Annotated in this window: 12 protein-coding genes, 3 tRNA genes and 1 pseudogene; 7 read left to right on the top strand and 9 right to left on the bottom strand. The window is 42.6% G+C overall.

Annotation, left to right across the window (positions count from 1 at the left end; all coding sequences use genetic code 11):
- Window positions 1-10 precede the first annotated feature (10 nt).
- Window positions 11-490: a cysteine desulfurase sulfur acceptor subunit CsdE gene (gene csdE / locus B0X70_RS03665; RefSeq protein WP_217470904.1), complete on the top strand. Its 480-nt coding sequence runs from the start codon at window positions 11-13 to the stop codon at window positions 488-490.
- On the opposite strand, the gene tcdA is transcribed toward csdE, so the two are convergent.
- Together tcdA and mltA are read right to left on the bottom strand one after the other, a co-directional pair.
- Entirely contained in the window at window positions 462-1274 is an 813-nt protein-coding gene (gene tcdA / locus B0X70_RS03660; protein ID WP_217470903.1) for a tRNA cyclic N6-threonylcarbamoyladenosine(37) synthase TcdA, read from the bottom strand. The genes csdE and tcdA overlap by 29 nt on opposite strands.
- A gap of 48 nt (window positions 1275-1322) precedes the next feature.
- Window positions 1323-2419 (bottom strand): annotated as a pseudogene (gene mltA / locus B0X70_RS03655) (murein transglycosylase A).
- 224 nt (window positions 2420-2643) lie between these two features.
- Between mltA and B0X70_RS03650 the strand changes: the two are divergent.
- The 5 genes from B0X70_RS03650 to B0X70_RS03630 all read left to right on the top strand — a co-directional run bounded on the left by B0X70_RS03650 (window position 2644) and on the right by B0X70_RS03630 (window position 3724).
- Window positions 2644-2720 (top strand) — tRNA-Met (locus B0X70_RS03650).
- A gap of 28 nt (window positions 2721-2748) precedes the next feature.
- Window positions 2749-2825, top strand: a tRNA-Met gene (locus B0X70_RS03645).
- Between the two features lie 29 nt (window positions 2826-2854).
- A tRNA-Met gene (locus tag B0X70_RS03640) sits at window positions 2855-2931 on the top strand.
- A 272-nt stretch (window positions 2932-3203) separates the two neighbouring features.
- Entirely contained in the window at window positions 3204-3413 is a 210-nt protein-coding gene (locus B0X70_RS03635; protein ID WP_472853261.1) for a type II toxin-antitoxin system RelE/ParE family toxin, read from the top strand.
- An 11-nt stretch (window positions 3414-3424) separates the two neighbouring features.
- Window positions 3425-3724 carry a helix-turn-helix domain-containing transcriptional regulator gene (locus B0X70_RS03630; RefSeq protein WP_036812155.1) on the top strand — a complete coding sequence of 100 codons (300 nt, stop codon included), beginning with the start codon at window positions 3425-3427 and terminating at the stop codon, window positions 3722-3724.
- Window positions 3725-3801: 77 nt separating this feature from the next.
- Here B0X70_RS03630 and amiC read toward each other — a convergent pair whose 3' ends face one another.
- Entirely contained in the window at window positions 3802-5046 is a 1245-nt protein-coding gene (gene amiC, locus B0X70_RS03625; protein ID WP_217470902.1) for an N-acetylmuramoyl-L-alanine amidase AmiC, read from the bottom strand.
- Between the two features lie 245 nt (window positions 5047-5291).
- Here amiC and argA point away from each other — a divergent pair, with 245 nt between their 5' ends.
- Window positions 5292-6626, top strand: a complete 1335-nt coding sequence (argA, locus tag B0X70_RS03620; protein WP_214039821.1) for an amino-acid N-acetyltransferase — start codon at window positions 5292-5294, stop codon at window positions 6624-6626.
- A gap of 1940 nt (window positions 6627-8566) precedes the next feature.
- On the opposite strand, the gene recD is transcribed toward argA, so the two are convergent.
- The 6 genes from recD to B0X70_RS03590 are packed head-to-tail and all read right to left on the bottom strand — an operon-like array spanning window position 8567 to window position 21157.
- Window positions 8567-10420 (bottom strand): exodeoxyribonuclease V subunit alpha, encoded by a 1854-nt coding sequence (gene recD, locus B0X70_RS03615; RefSeq protein WP_036812167.1) that lies wholly within the window; start codon window positions 10418-10420, stop codon window positions 8567-8569.
- Window positions 10420-14025: an exodeoxyribonuclease V subunit beta gene (gene recB, locus B0X70_RS03610; RefSeq protein ID WP_418889064.1), complete on the bottom strand. Its 3606-nt coding sequence runs from the start codon at window positions 14023-14025 to the stop codon at window positions 10420-10422. The genes recD and recB overlap by 1 nt, the downstream gene beginning before the upstream one ends.
- Window positions 14025-16913, bottom strand: coding sequence for a pitrilysin (gene ptrA / locus B0X70_RS03605; protein ID WP_217470900.1), 2889 nt, complete (start codon window positions 16911-16913; stop codon window positions 14025-14027). Before ptrA ends, recB begins: the two co-directional genes overlap by 1 nt.
- Complete coding sequence (gene recC / locus B0X70_RS03600) at window positions 16913-20335, bottom strand: exodeoxyribonuclease V subunit gamma (protein WP_217470899.1); 3423 nt, start codon at window positions 20333-20335, stop codon at window positions 16913-16915. The genes ptrA and recC overlap by 1 nt, the downstream gene beginning before the upstream one ends.
- Complete coding sequence (locus tag B0X70_RS03595) at window positions 20313-20699, bottom strand: prepilin-type N-terminal cleavage/methylation domain-containing protein (protein ID WP_036812175.1); 387 nt, start codon at window positions 20697-20699, stop codon at window positions 20313-20315. Before B0X70_RS03595 ends, recC begins: the two co-directional genes overlap by 23 nt.
- A complete protein-coding gene (locus B0X70_RS03590) occupies window positions 20696-21157 on the bottom strand; it encodes a YgdB family protein (protein WP_217470898.1) in 462 nt (153 codons plus the stop codon). Before B0X70_RS03590 ends, B0X70_RS03595 begins: the two co-directional genes overlap by 4 nt.
- Window positions 21158-21159 lie beyond the last annotated feature (2 nt).

Below are 21159 nucleotides of genomic sequence, written 5' to 3'. Positions count from 1 at the left end.
GAATGACATTATGACTCAAACCGCTGAAAACCGGATTGCACCACACCCATTTGGCCGGGAAATCAGCCAACAACAGCTTATTGCAACCTTTAACCAATGTCGCCAGTGGGAAGATCGTTATCGCCAGTTAATCTTACTGGCAAAGAAACTGCCCGCACTGCCTGAAAATTTAAAACAGCAAGACACTGAAATGTCCGGCTGTGAAAACCGGGTTTGGTTAGGGCATCAATTACTGCCAGACGGTCATCTGCATTTTTATGGCGACAGCGAAGGCCGCATTGTAAAAGGCCTGCTAGCAGTGCTCCTGACTGCCGTAGAAGGAAAAACACCGGAACAAGTTTTGGCAACCAACCTGTTGGCGCTATTCCATCAACTTGGGCTGGAACAACAGATAAGCGGCTCACGGTTGAATGGCGTCAAGTCGCTGATTAATACCGTACAAAACGCCGCAAAATCTTATATCAAAGATCACCCTGACGTTGCGCCTTAGCTACCATCTTTTTTAGGGCATGGGAAACCGCAACAAACCCAAATGTCGCCGTGACCATCGTTGCGGCACCAAAACCAGAAGCGCAATCCATACGTTTAGTGCCCTCTGCGGTACTTTTCGCGGTGCAAACAGAGCCATCACTCTGCGGATAAACCAATTGCTCAGTTGAAAACACACAGTCAATGCCCAATTTACCTTTACCATTCTTCACAACACGATAATCAGATTTCAACCTTTCGCGCAGTTTAGCCGCTAAAGGGTCCTGAACCGTTTTCGCCAAATCAACAACCTGAATCTGTGTCGGGTCAAGTTGCCCACCAGCGCCACCGGTTGTCACCAGCGGAATTTTATGGCGACGACAATAAGCCAACAGCGCCGCTTTTGGTCTGACACTATCGATAGCATCAATCACATAACTGAATCCAGCAGCCATCATCTCTTCAACATTATCGGGTGTGAGAAAATCATCAACACAGGTCACTTTACACTCTGGATTAATCGCCAGAATACGTTCGGCAATCACTTCGGTTTTTGGTTGCCCAATATGCTGTTTTAAAGCATGTAATTGGCGGTTGGTATTGGTGATACAAACATCATCCATATCAATCAAAGTGATAGCACCGATTCCTGTACGAGCCAAAGCCTCCGCCGCCCAAGAGCCCACACCACCGATACCCACAACACAAACATGAGAATGGCAAAACAAAGAAAGCGCTTTTTGTCCATATAAACGGGCAGTCCCGGCAAAGCGCTGCATATATGCATCAGAAAGAGAAGTTTGCATTACTGAATATCAACCCTGAAAACCTGTTATAAAATTTTTGAATAGCAATCACTGATTTACCATCAGCATGGTAGGCCGCGCTTTTTTTAACACCCAAACCCGACCGTAGTGGTTATAGAAACCTGCTTTTATGCCTGCCTCATCACCAATACCATGATAGATATCGAAATGATGGCCTTTTATTGCTCCACCAACATCTAACGCAACCATCAGGCGCATTTGGTACTGACCGGTAAATTTACCCTCTTTATCCAACAAAGGAATCTCTACCAACAGCGTTGTTCCTGGTGGAATAAGCCTTTTATCAGCAGCTACGGAAGCTTTTGCAATTAAAGGAACACCACTCGCCCCCCGTACCGGCGCAAGGTCTTCAGGTTTAAAAAAAACAAATGATGGGTTCTGCTCCAACAGTTCACGGACTTCTGCCTCACTGTGAGATTCTGTCCATTTACGAATCGCTAGTATAGAGATATCTTCTTGCGCGATTTCTCCACGCTCAATCAGCAACTTACCAATGCTCCGGTAAATATGCCCATTCTTACCGGCATAACCCAAAAAGTCAGGGGCCCGCCATCACCAAAATCGACATAACCACTACCCTGAACCTCCATAATATAATTATCAATCAGTGAACGACTATAACCAATAATCAAACTAGGGCTAAGAGCGCCATTATATATTTCAGTTCGGCTTGGTAAGCGATATTTACTCTTAGGCGGCATCCGGTACAGAGGATATTTAAATTCCCCCTGTTTAACGCGGCGAGCTTGCAACACTGGCGTATAGTAGCCGGTAAATTGGACGTTACCGTAATTATCCACACCTTCCATCTGGTAAGCGCGTAAATTAAACAGATTCAACTTACTGGTTTCACCGCCCGCTAACATCCAGTTTTGAACGGCGTCAAAAGTTAAGCTATTACGATTATATAGACGAGGAGCGACCTGATTAATCAGCGCAACCTGCTCTGAAAAATCCTTTGCATTAACTGGCTTACCCTGCGCATTGGGTTGATTAACCAGCAGTAAATCCTGAGCAATATGACCATCTCTATATTGTTGGCCTTGTGCTGTTGGGCGAGAATGACATCCAACCAACAGTGAAATCACGGTTCCACACAGCAGATACTTACCCCAGTATTTCATTGTTGTCTTCTCTACACTTGCCAACATGACCCAACGGCAAACCATACCAAACCAATAAAAATAATGAAACCTACCATAAAAAAATAACTTAACAAAACAACGACACAAACGAATAAAAAAACTCCAACATGCAGAGTAACCCATCAAAAAAGTAACGAAACAAACAATTTTTAATAAAAAAACTTGCAACGGCTCTTATCCTGAGTATAGTGCCCGCTATCGGACGCGGGGTGGAGCAGCCTGGTAGCTCGTCGGGCTCATAACCCGAAGGTCGTCGGTTCAAATCCGGCCCCCGCAACCAAAGCAATAAAGTAGTTCGATAAAACGGACGCGGGATGGAGCAGCTTGGTAGCTCGTCGGGCTCATAACCCGAAGGTCGTCGGTTCAAATCCGGCTCCCGCAACCAATTTTCGCTATTCAAAATATCAAAACGGACGCGGGGTGGAGCAGCTTGGTAGCTCGTCGGGCTCATAACCCGAAGGTCGTCGGTTCAAATCCGGCCCCCGCAACCAATTCTCTATGCGTTTCAGCATATAAACTCCCAAAAGCAACTTCATAATGACTTTTAGATAATTTTTTCGTCATCGTATCTGCTCTCAGTTTAATGATAAATATCCACATATAGTCATTTCTGGCTTGACAGATTATCGTTTATAAACGATAACAAAGCTATGAATGAGATACGACACTATATCGACAACAACGGACGTGATGTCTTTGAAGAATGGCGAGAACAAATACGTGACACCAAGGCTCAAATTGCCATTGACCGACGCATTATCGCATGGAACTGGGTAACTTTGGCGATCACAAACCCTTGTCCGAGGGTGTCTGGGAACTGCGCATTGACATAGGGCCGGGGTATCGGGTCTATTACGCCACATCTGGCTTAACTGTAGTTCTTCTGCTCTGTGGCGGCGACAAACGTAAGCAAAACGCAGACATAGCCAGAGCATGTGAATACTGGCGTGAATGGAAGAGTAGAAACAGATAGGAGAACAAATAATGAAAGATAGATCACACGACGACGCAATGGCCGAGGTGTTCCGCAAAGACCCGGCTTACGCGATTGAGCTACTAAACAGCATCCTTGAAGATGGCGAACAAGCCGAGTTACTGATTGCCCTTCGCCAAATGACCAAGGCTTTCGGCGGAGTTCGTAACGTGGCCAAGGAAGCTGAGTTGAATCCGAACCAGCTCTATCGCACCTTGTCAGCCGAGGGCAACCCGGAAGTTAGAAGTCTAAGCGCGATTCTGCGTGTCATGGGCTTGCGCCTGGCAGTTCAACCTATCACTACCCACTAAATAGGGCGGGGAGTATAGGCTAAAGGAAAATAGCCTCCTTCCCTGTTTAACAGCAAAAATTACCCATAGCGGCAAGCTCAAATTGCCAAACTACCGCCATTCTTAAAATAAGCTTTGATACCCGCAAAAATTGACTCTGCTACTTGCTGCTGGAAATGCGCGGTTTTCAGTTTCCGCTCCTCTTCCAAATTGCTAATAAAAGCAGTCTCTACCAGAATCGAGGGGATATCCGGCGCTTTCAGTACCGCGAATCCAGCTTGATCCACCCGGTTTTTATGCAGTTTATTCACCTTGCCCATGTGCTTGAGCACTTCACCACCAAATTTAAGGCTATCATTGATTGTCGCAGTCTGTAACAAATCAAACATCGTGTGATCCAGATACTTATCACCGCTTTTACTTACTCCGCCAATTTGATCAGCTTCGTTTTGCGTCTGGGCTAGAAAAAGTGCGGTATTACTGGTTGCGCCTTTAGTAGAAAGCGCAAAAACCGAAGAACCACGGGCCGCTCGGTTAGCAAAAGCATCAGCATGAATAGAAACGAATAGATCAGCTCGCATTTTACGCGCTTTTGCCACCCGAACTTTTAATGGGATAAACACATCTTCATTACGGGTCATATAAACTTTCATACCCGGTTCACGTTGAATAAGCGTTTTCAATCGACGGGCGATTTTCAGAACAACGTCTTTTTCACGAGTTTTATATTTACCGATAGCGCCGGGATCTTCCCCTCCATGTCCAGGGTCAAGCATGATAATAATCGGCCTGTCTTTACCTGCTTTGCCTGGCTTTGGCCTTTCCACTGGCAGATCCTCGGCCAAATGACCTTTATTGTACTCTTCGAGTAGAGCAAGCAATGGATCATCATTCGTATTAGCCCCCGCAGCGGGATAAATATCCAATACCAGACGATGTTTAAATTCTGCCACTGGCTTCAAAGTAAACATATGCGGGCTGACAACTTGTTTAACTTCGAACACTAAACGAACGGTTTTAGGATTAAACTGCCCTACCCTGACCAGTTTAAGATAAGGATCGCGGGATTGAATCTGCCCGTCCATTCCGTTCAAGGTATGATTTAGTTGTACACCTTCAAGATCAACGACAATTCTATTTGGGTTCTTTAACACAAATTGGCGATATTTGAGTGGAATATTAGATTCAAGAGTCACACGGGTATAACTGGATGCCGGCCAAATACGTACTGCTATAACTTTTGCTGACGCTGCGTAACCCACCTGACTAACACTAAGCAACCACATCGCTGCGGCTCCCTGCAACAAACGACGTCGCGACAGATTATGATCTGAATGACTCATCTACTTAATATTCCATTCATAAAATACAAATATTCAGGGTGATATTCACCAAATGAAACGATCAAATGAAAAACTTTAACCAATCAGCATTATGCTGTCATCAATAAACAGCATTTTATATTTTGCAAATTATTAACGTCTACAGGTACATGAAAATGTTTTTATCTGAATTGCCTCTTGCCATTTCTTCTCAAAAGGAATAAAAAAGCATAAATTACGAATAAAAATTCAATCGAGAGTCTGTTATGAAAGAACGCAGCACCGAATTAGTTGAAGGATTTCGTCATTCTGTTCCGTACATCAATGCACACCGTGGTAAAACCTTTGTGATTATGCTTGGTGGAGAAGCTATTGCTCATGAAAATTTCTCTAACATCATCAACGATATAGGATTACTGCATAGTTTGGGCATCCGCCTAGTCGTCGTTTATGGCGCCAGACCTCAAATTGAACAAAATCTTGCAGACCATCATTACAAACCGGTTTACCACAAACATACCCGTGTAACCGATAATAAAACATTAGAATTAGTCAAACAATCTGCTGGTTTGCTGCAACTGGATATTACCGCACGTCTTTCTATGAACCTGAATAATACCCCGTTACAAGGAGCCAATATTAACGTTGTCAGCGGTAACTTCATTATTGCTCAACCTCTTGGTGTTGATGATGGTGTGGATTATTGCCACAGCGGCAAAATTCGCCGTATCGATGAGAATGCCATAAATCGTCAATTAGACAATGGCGCAATCGTGCTAATTGGCCCTGTCGCGGTTTCTGTCACCGGAGAGAGTTTTAATTTGCCATTTGAAGATGTCGCCACCCAATTAGCTATCAAATTACAGGCTGAAAAACTGATTGGTTTCTGTTCTACTCAAGGCGTACAAGACAAAGACGGAAAAATTCTATCAGAAGTTTTCCTTAATCAAGCACCAGAGCTGATTAAAGAGCTAGAAGTTAAAGGTGACTACTATTCAGGTACAATCCGTTTTTTACGGAGTGCAGTAAAAGCTTGCCGTCGTGGCGTTCGTCGCAGCCATTTATTAAGTTATCAGGCTGATGGTTCTCTACTTCAAGAATTATTCTCCCGAGATGGTATTGGCACTCAAATAGTGATGGAAAGCGCAGAACAAATACGCCGAGCTAATATCAATGATATTGGTGGTATTCTCGAACTTATTCGCCCACTGGAACAACAAGGTATTCTGGTTCGCCGTTCAAGAGAACAACTTGAAAGAGAAATTGATAAATTCATCATTATCGAACGCGATAACCTGACTATCGCCTGTGCTGCGCTTTACCCTTATCCTGATGAGAAAATTGGCGAAATGGCTTGTTTAGCGGTTCACCCTAAATACCGCAGCTCTTTAAGAGGTGAAGTATTACTGAATCGCATTGCGGAGCACGCCAAACAGTTCGGACTGGAAAAACTGTTTGTTCTGACTACCCGCAGCATTCATTGGTTCCAAGAGCGAGGTTTTGAACCCGCAGAACTCTCAATGCTACCGATTCAGAAACAAGTGTTATACAACTATCAGCGCCGTTCTAAAATCCTTATGTTAAGTTTGGAACCACAGTAATAAATATATTCATGCCGAAAGGTTTACATTACCCTTAAACTCAGCGGTAATGATATTAAACCTACGGCATCCTACCTCTACCTTAGTCTGTTAATTCAGTGATTAATCAAATGAATAATTCTTATCTTTGGTTTTGTAAATGGTATTTTATATCTGCATTGCTTATTGCGAAATATCGGTACTTTGCATGGTATAACTCACAATAATTTGGCTACACCATTTCCCCGTCATCTAACTTAAATTTTAAAAAATCGGTCCGCTAGAAATTTACTTTTACCTGGCTGACTATTTAATGCACATGAGGAATTTTTAAAAAATAATTTTTAATCGAAAACATGCAATACCAGATTTCCATTTCCCTGGCAACAACCATCATAGATGAATATTTCCTATCGTTTAATTAACGGTATTATAGATGAATTTATTTTTGATATTTTCAATATTAAGCTTGTGAGAATCCCTCCATAGAAGCCACTCACCTCCACTACCAATAAAACCATTACTGACTTGACTAGCATTAACATTAGCAAATAAACAAAAATCTTTATCCTCTGACGAGGTTAAATTATTTTCAACATGTAACATAGAATCATTATTAATTGAGGAAGTCTGATTTATATTCCATTACTGTAATATTTTCATCTATTTATAGATAATTCTGAGCTTTAATAATCATTACTATATTTACAGATCATTAAACACACTTACTTTCATACTATTTATCCCTTTACATACAAAATACCTAACCACCTGAAATATAAATACATAAAATTATAACAAAATCAAAAACGCATGCAATAAAACAAGAAAAAGTGACAACTTTGTCATTCTCTTATCTTTAAAAATGAGAGATAACCCCGTAATTACAATCACTTAAATAAACCAAGAAAATTCAAAGAAATAAAAGAAAGAATCAATGACTTATTTAACATTAACTCATTATCTTTCCCTTAAACTTTCACTCAAGTAAACATGTAACGAACTAACAAAATAATCAATCATCCGAAGATCATCCACTTTTAATTCCGTATTCACTAGCATCCTCAGTGATAATAGGAGATATGGTTTTTGGGATATAATCCGTCACCCCATGCAATCTATATTATTCACCTAAAGCTACCAAAATAGTATCAGTATTTTAAAACTTTAGAGAATTTAAAATAAACTTCACTTCTTAACGTTATATACTATTTAGATCAACTCAAGAATGTATCTACCTTCATAAAAGTTCTTCTTTAAATTTACACACATAATGAATTACCCACAACATGTACGTATCTCATCAAAAAAAATCAAAACCATCCGCTAAGTAAAAAAATACAACCCACGTAATTAAATATTTATACCGTCAAACAATAATAAACCCCACCCAATATATTAACAATCAATGACATTAGACACAGAATAATATTAACATTTATCAAACTTATAATGCTGTCGTTTGCATTAAGGACAAAATATAAGAATCAACAATCTGATTCAGTAATTGCAACTACTCTTGAATTAGTGAAATTAAGATATAGATCAATCTATAGCCGTCATAATGAAACTAATCAGTATTTCTGATTGAACATTACGGCTAATAATCACTCAATTCAAAAAACCAAGAAAAGATATTAAATTAAAAACCAGCCAAAATTTGGCATATAGAATAGGTTTAAGATACATTTATCTTGCATAGGTCAATGTAATCTCTAGTTCACTGCACGAGAATTTTTTAATCACCTAACCGATAACTTTTTACAAAAACAAAAAGGCGTATTTACCGAAGTCAGCACGGCAAATCAGAAATCTCATTAAAGGCATTAATGATCTGATTGTCGGGCTTAAAAGCCCATCCAACAACCGAACAAATCACGATCAAAAAAATGTCAGAGAAGATATGGCAACATCATTAATATATAAATTTTTTTACACAAGTCCGTTTATCAGAGCAAGAGTTAATCCACCGGTAAGCTAAGCCGCTCTGCTAACCCACTTCGCCTTTGAGTTGGCGTCTGGATTGCCTGACGCAATACCGCTTCATGTGCATAAAGAGTTAGTTTTTCTCTGGCCCGGGTTATCGCTGTATAAACCAATTCACGGCTGACAACCGGCACAAACTGCGTCGGCAATACCAAAGCTGTATGGTCAAATTCCGAACCCTGTGATTTATGTACGGTCATCACATATGCAGTTTCATGTTGTGGTAAACGACTTGGCTGGATTCCTTTAATCTGTCCATCAGGCAACTGAAAATAAGCTCGCAGTTCATGATTTTCGTCTCTGAGCATAATACCAATATCACCATTAAACAGACCCAGTGTGCTGTCATTACGCGATATCATGATGGGTCGGCCTGCATAACCTCGGCTGAAAGTCCCGACAGGGCGACGAATAAGCCCCTGACGATGTAATAGCTGTTCTATACGCTCATTAAGCCCACTGACGCCAAACGGTCCTTCTCTAAGAGCACACAACAAACGATAGCGGTTAAATTCATCTAAAATCTCTTTGACTGGTGCCTGCTCTGCCACCAGACGCAAATAGGCGTGATAACCCGATACCGTTTCTGTCAGCAATCGCTGATAATCTTCATCGTCAGACAATGGGTAAAAACAGATATCCTTCAACGGTTGCTGCAAAATAGAGAGAGCTTGTCGACTCTTTCCCTGATTAACTGCCGCAGCTAACTGACCAATCCCCGAATCCATATTAAAGCGATAACTTTTACGTAGAAGACACAAACGATCACGAACTTCTGGGATATTTTGCTGATCACCAGCATCTAACCGACATCCCGTTAATCTGCTTAACTGTTGCGCCCTCGTTATGCTGTATCCCAGTTCTGCAAAACGGCAAATATCACCCAACACCGCTCCAGCCTCCACTGATGCCAATTGATCTCGGTCACCAAGCAGAACAATTTTCGCTTTCGGTGGCAATGCATCAATCAACCTAGCCATCATGGGTAAATCCACCATTGAAGCTTCATCCACCACCAGCACATCCAGACTAAGTGGATTATCTCGATCATAGCGTAATCGCTGGCTATCAGGCTGCGCTCCTAGCAAGCGATGAATCGTCTGCGCCTGATCCGGCATATATGCAAACTGTTTCTCCGTCAGAGGCAATTTTCTGACCGCGCTATTAAGAGATTCGGTCAATCTGGCGGCTGCTTTTCCAGTCGGAGCCGCCAGTTGGATAACCTGCTTTTTATCAGGATTAAGTTTGATTAAGGCAGCCAATAACTTAGCAACTGTCGTTGTTTTCCCAGTTCCCGGTCCGCCAGAGATAACCGAAATTCTGCTAGTCACCGCGACAGCCGCAGCCACCTTTTGCCAGTCCACCGTTTCCTCAGGCAGCATGAATAATTCATCTAAAACAGTTCTCAGTTGCTGTTCCTGAATATTATCGGTTGGTTGATTGCCGGAAAAGAAAGCCGCCACCTGACATTCACTTTGCCACATTCTCTGCAAATAAAGCCGGTCATGGGAAAACACCACAGGCGTTGGTTGAAGCCCATCACTAACCGCAGCACAATTTTCCAGCGCTATCAGCAAACTCTGCTCATCAGGTTTTCCCGCAGCTCGCCATAATTGCTCTGCAAATTCACGATGTCGCCCATCAAAAAAATATTCTGGCGTTATCCGATTAACCGGCAGACAAACATGCCCAGTACCAGTTTCAGCGCTCAACAACGCCATCACCAACAACAAAACAGGATCTTTATCCTCAATCAATGTATGAGCAAACTGTAAGTCCAATGAACGCAAAAGCCTGAGGTTTACTGCCTGTTGTAATAACGAAATCATCAATTTTTCTCTTTTTCAGACTGTTCATTACCACTGAAAAGCAGATCCAAAGCATCGACAAATTCAGCCGATGGCCGACAACTAAAAATACCATTCCCCAGCTGTTGTTTATCTATCCCCCTGAGAAACAGATAAATCACGCCGCCGAAATGTTGTTGGTAGTCATAATTAGCCAACCTGTGACGCAAGTAACGATGCAGCGCCAGTGTATAAAGCTGATATTGCAGGTCATAGCGATGCTCAATCATGGCTATTTCCATTGCCTGTTGAGTATAAAACTGGCTCTCCTCTCCCAACCAGTTTGATTTGTAATCCAGCACGTAGAATTTGCCTTGCCAACAGAAGACCAAATCAATAAACCCTTTCAGCATTCCTTTCACCTGCTGAAATTCCAGTTGGGGGCAACGAGCAGAAATCGGGTCATAACGACGCATTACCATATCCAATTCCTGAGATCGCAAAAGTTGTTCAACCGGCAGATAAAACTGCATTTCATCCTGTTGATGATGCAGCGGAATTTTTGCAAGCTGCATTCCTTCATCATCCAATGGAATGGTAAAAATATCGGTCATCCATTGCTGTAATGTCCCACTCCAGCGTTCATCAAATCCGGCTGATTGCAGTTGTTCTGCCAACCATTTTTCATCAGGTCGTTGGCTGAAACTAATTTCTTCTAAAATAGCGTGTAAAAAAGTCCCTGCCGAGGCTCCCCGAGGAAATGTATGTGGCGTCATTTCAGGTTGTTCTGCTAACTGCTTTTCACCACTAGCATCAACATCAAGCTTTGGCGCAATAGACTGGACAATCACGTCAATCGATTCTTCTCCCGCAAAATAAGCAGAAGCATTGCCACGATGCACCACAGAGTTTCGTAAACCAGAATAACTGGTAATACGCCACTCATCCTGAACTCTGCGTTTAAATTGCCTGGCCGATAGGACTAAATCATTTTTACTTTGCAATTGCCAGGGATGACCATCAGTATCATTAATTGATGATACAACGATGCCATCTCCACTTAATTCTTTAAGCGATGTTGCCAGAAAATCAGCATCCCCTTTCACCCCCTTTTGCAACAGGTAGCCTAGAGCACACTGATGCAGATCCGTATCCCCGATCTTTTTCTTATTGCCTTTTATCAGCGGAGCCACGCCGACACTACAATGGTAAACAGAGCGCGTCAATGCGACATAGAGTAAACGCAAATCCTCTGCCAATCGCTCTTGTTCCGCCAGCTTAATCGTCTCGTCGTCAGGAAAGATATCAAGGCAAGCATTAAAGCTTGTACGATCATGATATATCGCCCGCTTCTGCTCCCTGAAATTACAGATAAATGGCAGCCATACCAGCGGATATTCCAGACCTTTAGATTTATGGATAGTGCAAATTTGTACCAAATGACGATCACTTTCCAACCGCATCTGCTGGTTTTCAGATTGTGGATCAGGATGAGAAATTTGTTGAGCCAACCAGCGGGTGACTGCATGTTCACTATCAAGTTGTAAAGATATCTCCTGCAACAACTCACCAATATGCATCACATCCATCAAACGCCGTTCACCGCCATAACTGGCAAGCAAATTCTCAGCAATATGATGGTTGGCGATTACCGCCCGTAACATAGGCAACACACCACGGCGTTGCCACAGACGAAAGTAGCCATCAAATTCATCAACTAACTGATCCCATCTCTTTTCATCATGATTCAACTTGTCTATCTGACAGGCAGTCAGACCAAATAAACCACTCGCCAACGCACTTCTCAAAACCCGTTCTTTTTCCGGGGATAACACCGCTTGCAGTAACCAGAGAATATCCTTGGCTTCCGCGGTAGCAAATACACTTTCTCGGTTAGAAAGAAATACGGAAGGAATAGATAACAAGTTAAGCGCATTACGGATCAATGTAGCTTCCTTTCTGCTACGCACCAAAACCGTAATATCAGCCGCCGTCACAGGTCGAGAACCTTCACTTTTATGTAACAAAGCCCGCCCTTCACTACCTGCCTGCAACCAATCTCGAATTTGCGCAGCACAGAGCCGTGACATCGTTTGCTCATAATCTCCGGTAGAAACGCCTTCTCCCGGTTGTAACCAGAAATTCAGTGCGGCCTGTTCTTCACCGTCATAGCTAAAAGAGAGCTCTCGATTTTTTTCTGCCGCAGAGACTTCAATAAAAGGGATCTGCTCAAACAAAAATGGCTTTTCCGAACGCATAAACAGTTTGTTTACTGCCTGTACCATTGAGTAAGCAGAGCGCCAATTTGTTTCCAGAGTATAGTGAGCACTTACCTGAGAGCGGGCGCGAATATAAGTGAAAATATCTGCGCCACGAAATGCATAAATAGCTTGTTTGGGATCACCAATAAACAGCAATCCATTTTCAGGTTGAGTGCCATAAATGGTATGAAAAATCCTATATTGCTGTGGGTCGGTATCCTGAAATTCGTCGATCAACGCAATCGGATAGCGCCGACGAATAGTCTCAGCAAGCAAATCGCCGCCGGGACCTTTCAGCGCATCATCAAGACGGGTAAGTAAATCATCAAACCCCATCTGACCACGTGTTAATTTTTCCTGACGGATTGATTGGCGAATCTCAATAATAGCTCTGGAGATAATCAAATCACGTAAAGTAAGTGGTTGCTTATATAAATCATCTATTGCAACAAAAAGTGAATGTTCAGGTACCTCACCTTTTTTTGTCTTTTCTGCCAATACCGACTGCCGGAATTTCTCCAACGCTTTTGGCAACAGATAATCCTCTGTAGGCGCCTGAGCCCAATCCGTGACACTATTCAGCCAATTTGGTAAGTGCTTACTACTGTAACTTCTTTTATCGACACCAGAACCCGCAATTAAATCGTGCAACTCTCCGGCAACTTCATTCCATTGGTATTTAACATCGCTGATCAACTGGGTAATTTTTTCATGGCGACTTAACAGTGTTTCATCACTGTCCGGTTCATTAACGATATATGGCATATCCCCTTGTAAATAAGGGTGTAATTCAGCCAACAAGGCTTCCGGCCCACTCCACTCCTGGCTGATTACCCGTGCCATTGATAACGGCAATGGATAACAATGGCGCCGCCAGAAATCGGCACACCCCTGCCGTTCTAATGGTTGTTGATCCTGAATTAATGTCTGTTCAAACAAGATCCCAGATTCAAAAGCATTATGTGCCAACATCCTCTGACAAAAACCATGAATGGTATAAATCGCGGCTTCATCCATTTGTCGCTCTGCGGCCAGTAACCAGATAGCCGCCTGTCCTTTATCCGGGATTTCATCCAATAGCTGTTGATAGGCAGGTTCTGCATCTTCTACTTCGTCTCGAATACAAGCAAGGCGAAGTTTATGAATATTTTCACGGATACGCCCACGTAACTCATTTGTTGCTGCCTCAGTAAAAGTGACCACCAGAATTTCTTCCACGCTCAAAAGTCGTAAAAAAGCGGCATCTTTCCCCAGCCCAAGCAGAAGACGCAGATATAAGATACCGATAGTGTAGGTTTTACCCGTTCCGGCCGATGCTTCGATCAGCCGCTGACCATTCAGCGGCAGAGTTAATACATTAAGCCTGTGAACAGATGTCTCTGTGATCACCGATCTCTTACCTCAACAGGTAACCGTTTCTGAAATTGAGTTACATTCTGATAGGTTTTCCAACCTTTCAATTTCGCATATCCATCCAAGCTTCCTGATTTACCAATCACTTGTGAAATCAATGACAGCCCTCGATGTTTGATTACCGCATTCCGATAGAAATTAATCAACTGCTGCTGTGTGGTTTTCTTTAGAATCTCAAGCATTTTATCTCTGCTATCAAAACTAAAGTTATTGCGGCTAAAATCACGAGAGAAACGGGCAACTTCGGCATAGAAAGTTTGTGGCGGCTGCTGCTTTTCATTAATCAGCGCACTCTTGTATTGTTCAAAATCAGCTTGAGACATTGCTTTCAATTTATTACCGGCGTTCTGATAGAAATCTCGATAACGCTGATTCAAATATTTCGGTTGTTTACTATTACTTTGTAGCAGGAACCCTAATCCCCACTGCTCCCCCACACTGGTATTGAAAGCAAACACCGCATACCCTAGTTGCTCTACTGTTCTTAACTGCTCATAGAACCACGGCTGGAGCATATTGCTCAACAAACTGGAATAAACATAACCCTCTATACGGTTATAACCCGTCGGAATATAAACCTCTGCTAAAGCGCCATCTGTGCTACTGCCCACTCGCTGGAAATTAACCGAGTAATTTTTATCGATCACCACCTTATCCCCAATCCACCAGCCATTTCCTTGATTGACCAGTTGGTTATGGGCAGATTCAGCAATCACTTTGCTCTGCTGTTCAGTCAAGTTCCCAATGATCATCATTTGCAAAGCAGCATTTTTTATCATTTCATGACGATACGTAACAATATCCTGAACCGTGATAGTCTCCAGCGCTTTTAAACGAGTGGACTGTTCAGTGTAAGGCACCATAGAAAGGCGCTTCAACGGCTGCATCGCCATGTCATAAGCTTTAGCGTTATTAGAAACCTCTATCTGCTCACGATACCAAGACTTAGCCTGTGCCAGTTGATCCTCCGTTGGAGTGAACGCCATGTAGTTACTGATTAAAGAGGTTAAAAGCGCCGACAGATTTTGAGTGTAACCGCTTACTCCCAGTTGCAGTCCCTGTGATGAACTAGTAGAAATATTCATTCCGGCAACAGAAGCCTGATAACTAAGCTGGTCAAGGGAAAGATCTGCTAAATAATCAAGCAAAGAGGAAGTCACCTGCTCACGGGCACTATCAAAACTGTTCGCATTACGTAAATCAAGCGTAATACTGGCCTTAGGCTCATCAGCAAAATATTGGCTCGGCATATAGAGTAGGCGGACATTCTGCTGTTCAAGGATCATCTCTGGATGTTTTTGACTCTTACCTGCTTTTATCAGCTTCAAATCGTCAGGAATATAAGGATTTGGCACAGGCAAAGAAAAATTCATCCGCGCCTCTAACTGCTGCCATTCCATTCGTTGCTGTGATGTGATTCGATCAACCTGATAAGGCGCCTGAACAAAATAAGCCTGTTTATCGTGCGGCTCTTTTGGGCTGATATACCAGATTCTTGCATTTTCAGGCGTCAACTCGGCAAGCCGGTTGGCAATTGCTTCCGGGTCATAGTTATCAGCCAAATAACCAGCATTGAGTACATTAGAAACAGGAACTCGCAACATAGCATCCGATAACCATTCGATATAGTGCATATCACGAACAATGGAGCCATATCGGAAAGACAGATTCAAAACCTTCGCGATTTCATCAAAATAACTTTTCTGGATGCCTTTTTGTTTTAACAAATTAATATAAGCAAAAATGGCCGCAATAACCTGCTCCCGTTGTGCAAGCCCTTTATCTGTCAACGTCACATAAATAAAAAAGATACCCTTGTTACGATCAACCATAGGCTCCGCACCAGCACTAATACTTTCTGCGAGTCCTTGAGTTTGTAGCCAATCTGATAATGTATTCAGGCTACGGTTGCCAATCATATAACCAAGATATTCATCGGTTTTACTGCGGAAATCGGCACTGTTATTGTCAATACTGAACTCCAATTGCAATGCCTTTTGCGGTTGGGCAGGAACATAATGGATGATAATCCCTTTCTCTTTTTCCGTTACTGCCGGAACAGTAATCGGCGGCACTCTCGCTTCTCTGTCAGGTATCCGACCAAAAGTATCAACTGCAATTTGAGTCAGTTTATCGATAGGCTGATTACCGTAAATGACTCCTTTCATCAAATTGGCCGAATAATAACGCTGATAGAAATCCACCAGTTCTGTCTGTAATTTACTCCCTGGTTTATCTTTCAATGTTTCTAGATTGCCACCAGAAAAACGGGCATTGGGATGCTTAGGATTCAAGGTTTCTGCCCGTATTTGAGCCACCCGCATCCCATCACGAGAACGCGCCATTGTCAGCTCTGCATTCACGGCGTTTCGCTCCCGATCTGCATTCACTGGATTAAGTAACGGCTCAGCCAATGCATCAGCCAGACGATCTGTAGCCTGAGCTAACGCCTCATTTTCTACTTCAAGGTAAAAAGCCGTGCGGTAAGAGGCTGTGCTGGCATTATAGCTACCACCATGCTTTTGCAAAAATTCAGACAAATCACCTGACTGTGGGTAACGTTCAGATCCCATCAGAACCATATGTTCCAGATAATGTGCAAGCCCAAGCTGGCTGTCAGGGTTTTCCATACTACCAACCGGAATTGCTACCGCTGCCAGAGATTTGGTTGCCTTCTCATCAGATACCAACAAGACCGTCATATTGTTTGCCAATCTGATTCCCTGATACTGACGATGATCATTTTCGCTTTTATAAATTGTCTCTTGCAGTCGCTGCCACTGTGATGTTTGCGCATAACTTACTGTTCCCCAAAAGAGCAGGAACATCACAGTAATCATGCGAACAAAATGTTTATGCATTATCCGATATTCTCCCTATGTTTCTGATTTCGCGCCATCGGTAACAAATAATTGAGCGCTTCCTGTTTAAGTTTTGCTAAAAATGATTCATCGATTTGCCTGAAAGCCCGCTGAATATAAGGATCATCCCCTTCGCCTGTGCGTCCCTGATCTCCAAGCCATGCCTTCAATAGCTGGCTTTCAGCTTTTGATTGAATTTCATTGCTATCATCAATCTCACCCGTTTCTTTATTCACACATGTTGAAAGCCACGCCCAACCACTTTTACAAAACAGTGGTAAAGGCGCTGATATTCCTCGTTGATAACCTTCAATCAATTGATTCAGATAATCTTTCGCTTGTTCTGAAGACACAGAAGCAAAACGCCATTCGCTGCCATCACGCCCATAACTGCGGCTTTCACCCTCCCCCCCGGCAAGACAGTAAGCCAGATGCTCAATCCACAATTGCATGCCATCATTGGCTGTTAAGCTGGCCGGCCGCCAACGCAGCAAACCATCCGGTTGCGCCTTATTAATTTGTCCTGTCAGAATCATTTGGCCTAAATCATGATGTAAATCAATAGATAAAGTTTCCATCTGTTGTTCACGAATTTTATCCGCCAGAGGCTGCATCTCTTTTTGTTGCTTCAACCAATAAACCTCACCAAAAGCACCAAAAGGCAACCCGCCAGCAGCACGAAGCCGACTGAAAAGCGGCTCAGGCGATTGCTGTTCAATTAGTGCACTCAACAATAGCTGATTAAACTGATAACGTTGAAAGTTATCTAAAACGAAAGGCTCTTCCTCTGGTAATTCCGTTTCTTCGATAACGAAATTGACTTTCAAGCAACGTTGGAAAAAAAACCGAACGGGATGGCGGTAAAAACTGCTCAAACTATCAAGTGTAATTTCTTGAATTTGCGCCGTTTCAATAGATTGGCAAAATTCAGCGTATGCGGCACCTTGCTCAGTTGCCGCCGGTAACCACTCCCCGGCATAGCTTTGCTGATAACTGCCCGGTATAAAATTTTCCGGTGCAAATGGAACGCGGGAATGAAGATACAACAGATGTTCTCTGACATGAATAGCACTTTGATCAACATTCAGTTTTTCATTTCCCGGTAAACAAAAACTTTGGCAAACATAATCCAGTAATTCATTCACCAACACCGAAGGGTTACATTCCGTATCATCACGAATGGACTTACCAATATAGCTGATATAGAGAAACTGTTCGGCAGATATTAAGGCTTCAAGGAATAGATAACGGTCATCATCCCGCCGTTTTCTGTCCCCCCTCTGACCTTTTTCCGCCATGAGATCAAATCCAAGCGGTGGAATTGAACGGGGGTAGATACCATCATTCATTCCCAATAAACAGACAACCTTAAAGGGAATAGAACGCATCGGCATTAGAGTGCAAAAATTGACAGATCCGGCGAGAAAACGCTGACTGATTTTTTCATTATCAAACTGAAGCGCCAATTCATCTTGTAATAGAACCAATGGCACATTTTCTTGATAACGGGCATTCAAGCCGTTGACTATAACTTTCTGCCATTGCTGCTCTATCATCGCCAGTACTAATTCAGTTTCACTATCTGATGCAAAAAATGTCTCCAGCAACTCCTGGCAGATAGGTAACCAGCCCGTTAATGTTCGGCTCTCGCCCAGAATCTTGCGCCAATAGCTCAATTGCATTAAAAGTTCAGCTAATTGACCGGCAAGCTCTGCGGCTAAACCGCTGGATTCATCATAAGGCAATACCTCTTTCCAAGGGCCAGACCGACTATCCATTGCATAACCCAATAACATTCGAGTGAGTCCAAAACGCCATGTATGCTGACCTGTTACCGGCAAAGATAGTTCTTCTACATTATCGTCATCCAGCCCCCAACGAACGCCTGACTCTTCAACCCAACGCCTTAATAAACGCAAACCATCTTCATGAATGTCAAATTTATTCGCCAGCGCGGGTACTTCCAACAATGCTAAAACCTGTTCCGTCGTAAAACGACTTTGAGGTAAATCAAGCAGTGTAATAAATACCTGTAAAACCGAATGTGCCTGACGAGCCTTACGATCAGAAATAGCAAATGGAATATAACGTTCAGCAGAGACATTACCAAATACTGCCTGAACATAGGGAGTATAATTGTCAATATCCGCGACCATCACAATAATATCCCTTGGCGTCAACGATGGATTATCTTCCAATAATCGCAATAACTGGTCCTGTAAAACTTCCACTTCACGTTGAGGGCTATGGCAAACATGGAAAGACAAAGAGCAATCCAACGGATCAAGTACTCTTTTTCGCAGGCTATTTTCAAATGTCTCTTTTGTTGAACCAATTTGGGCATGATCTTCCAGATAGAGAATATCCCTTTGCAATTGATGTAATAGATTATCCTGTTCTAATTCAACAAAGGCGTGAACATCCGAACTCTGCTCAAGCTGCGATAATAAATAGAGATTATCACGACCCAACCGTCCCCACGATGCCAACAAGGGATTACTGACTTCTTGTTCACCATCATCGTTAAACAGTGATTGAGCATTACCAGGGTCTTTAAAATGTTCCAGCACCTGTTCGTTCTTATAATGACGTGGTTTACGGCTGCTCAGTTTTGCCAGAAAAGCATAATTCTGAATATCCCCCCAATAATATTTACATGGATTGGTAAACATCAGGTGAATATCAATATGCCGCGCCAATGCCTGCAAAGCTTGTAAATAGACCGGTGGTAAGGCAGAAATACCACAGATAAATACTCGTTTTGGTAAACAAGCTGAAAGCTCAGTACTATTTTTCAGTTCAAGACTATTTCCCAGTTCAGGGCTATTTTCCAGTGTCGAAATGAAACGCTGATACAAATTAGCACGATGCCATTGGGGTTGTTGTAACTGGTGAGTATATTTCGTCAGTTCCAGCCATAACCTTTTCTGCCACAACTGATTATCGCTCAAACCATCAATAAGCTGACCTTGTTGCCAACTTTCCAACCATTGCGGACGATAAACTAGATATTGGTCAAACAGATCAGCAACCCGCCCAGCCAATTGATGAATCTTCCGTTTATCAAAATCTTGATCAAGGTAGTGCCTGAGCGCGACAAACTCCGCTTCTGGCAATAATTGAGGCAATAACGCCATCAATTTCCATGTCATAGCATCTTTACTAAAAGCACTTTCTTTAGGAATATCAGGCAATACTTTGGTAAACATATCCCAAATAAACGTAGCGGGAAGCGGAAATGAAATATTGGCTGATATGCCTATTCTTTCAGCCAGTTGGATTTGCAACCACTGTGACATACCCGGGCTTTGCACCAAAATGACTTCCTGAGCAAATGGATCAGTCAGTGGATTATCCCCGATCAATATTGCTATCAATTCCTTAAGAAGATCTAATTGATTAGAATGATAAACTTTGAACATCAGAACTCCCACTTGAACAAATCCATCGGCTTGCTTTACTTTGCTGATTATAAGGTGTTGTCACTATAACTTTAAGCTGATAGCAGCCAGACAACGGATATGCTGTCTGAAATTCAGCGTGCCACCCCGGTGGTAATATTATTTCTGGCAAAGGGTTTTGACCTGCGATTAATTCATATTGTTCCAGATACTCATAAGATAATTTATCCGCCTTTGATTGCTGCCAATGTTGCTGAAACCCAAATAATAACCCCTGATGATAACGCATTAATCCCAATAGAGAGACCGAAAAGACCATAACAGCAATCATTACTTCGGGCAAACTCATACCTGATTGATGCTCATAAAAAAGCTCTGACTTCATGAACAAAATCCCACATCTACCTCAGGACAAAAATCCAGCCAACCACTTTCTACCGGGATAAGAGAATCTCTTCCACCAGCAGAAAGTAATTTCATCCATTGATATAATCCAACAGATTGCCCAGATGCCACATCAGCCATACCTTTTAGTAGAAAAAAATGACTCGATTGCCTTTTTAAGCAACTGGTCAAATGAAATTCTTGCTGTTGCTGGCAATACCACTCTTCTGTTTCATCAAGTGACCATGACTGAGCGATTCCCCATGCCAATGAAGATTCTGCTTGCTGAAAAGCCTTTAGATATCTGCGTTCATCGACCATCATGATTAAAGCGTTATCTAGATGATGATGCAAAGCCTTTAACATCATCAGGCTCACTGCCAACAATATTAGCACTGAAATTAGCAATACATTACCTTGCTGATATTGAAAACAACCATGCGGAGAATGCTCAGCCACGG

It is taken from the genome of Photorhabdus akhurstii (assembly GCF_019090985.1).
Taxonomy (GTDB): Bacteria; Pseudomonadota; Gammaproteobacteria; order Enterobacterales; family Enterobacteriaceae; genus Photorhabdus; species Photorhabdus akhurstii.
This window is presented reverse-complemented; position numbering and strand designations above follow the sequence as displayed.

Bases quoted from the DNA above. Each gene is read 5' to 3' on its own strand.
- csdE (WP_217470904.1), top strand. From the start codon at position 11: ATGACTCAAACCGCTGAAAACCGGATTGCACCACACCCATTTGGCCGG.
- tcdA (WP_217470903.1), bottom strand. From the start codon at position 1,274: ATGCAAACTTCTCTTTCTGATGCATATATGCAGCGCTTTGCCGGGACT.
- B0X70_RS03635 (WP_472853261.1), top strand. From the start codon at position 3,204: ATGGAACTGGGTAACTTTGGCGATCACAAACCCTTGTCCGAGGGTGTC.
- B0X70_RS03630 (WP_036812155.1), top strand. From the start codon at position 3,425: ATGAAAGATAGATCACACGACGACGCAATGGCCGAGGTGTTCCGCAAA.
- amiC (WP_217470902.1), bottom strand. From the start codon at position 5,046: ATGAGTCATTCAGATCATAATCTGTCGCGACGTCGTTTGTTGCAGGGA.
- argA (WP_214039821.1), top strand. From the start codon at position 5,292: ATGAAAGAACGCAGCACCGAATTAGTTGAAGGATTTCGTCATTCTGTT.
- recD (WP_036812167.1), bottom strand. From the start codon at position 10,420: ATGATTTCGTTATTACAACAGGCAGTAAACCTCAGGCTTTTGCGTTCA.
- ptrA (WP_217470900.1), bottom strand. From the start codon at position 16,913: ATGCATAAACATTTTGTTCGCATGATTACTGTGATGTTCCTGCTCTTT.
- recC (WP_217470899.1), bottom strand. From the start codon at position 20,335: ATGTTCAAAGTTTATCATTCTAATCAATTAGATCTTCTTAAGGAATTG.
- B0X70_RS03595 (WP_036812175.1), bottom strand. From the start codon at position 20,699: ATGAAGTCAGAGCTTTTTTATGAGCATCAATCAGGTATGAGTTTGCCC.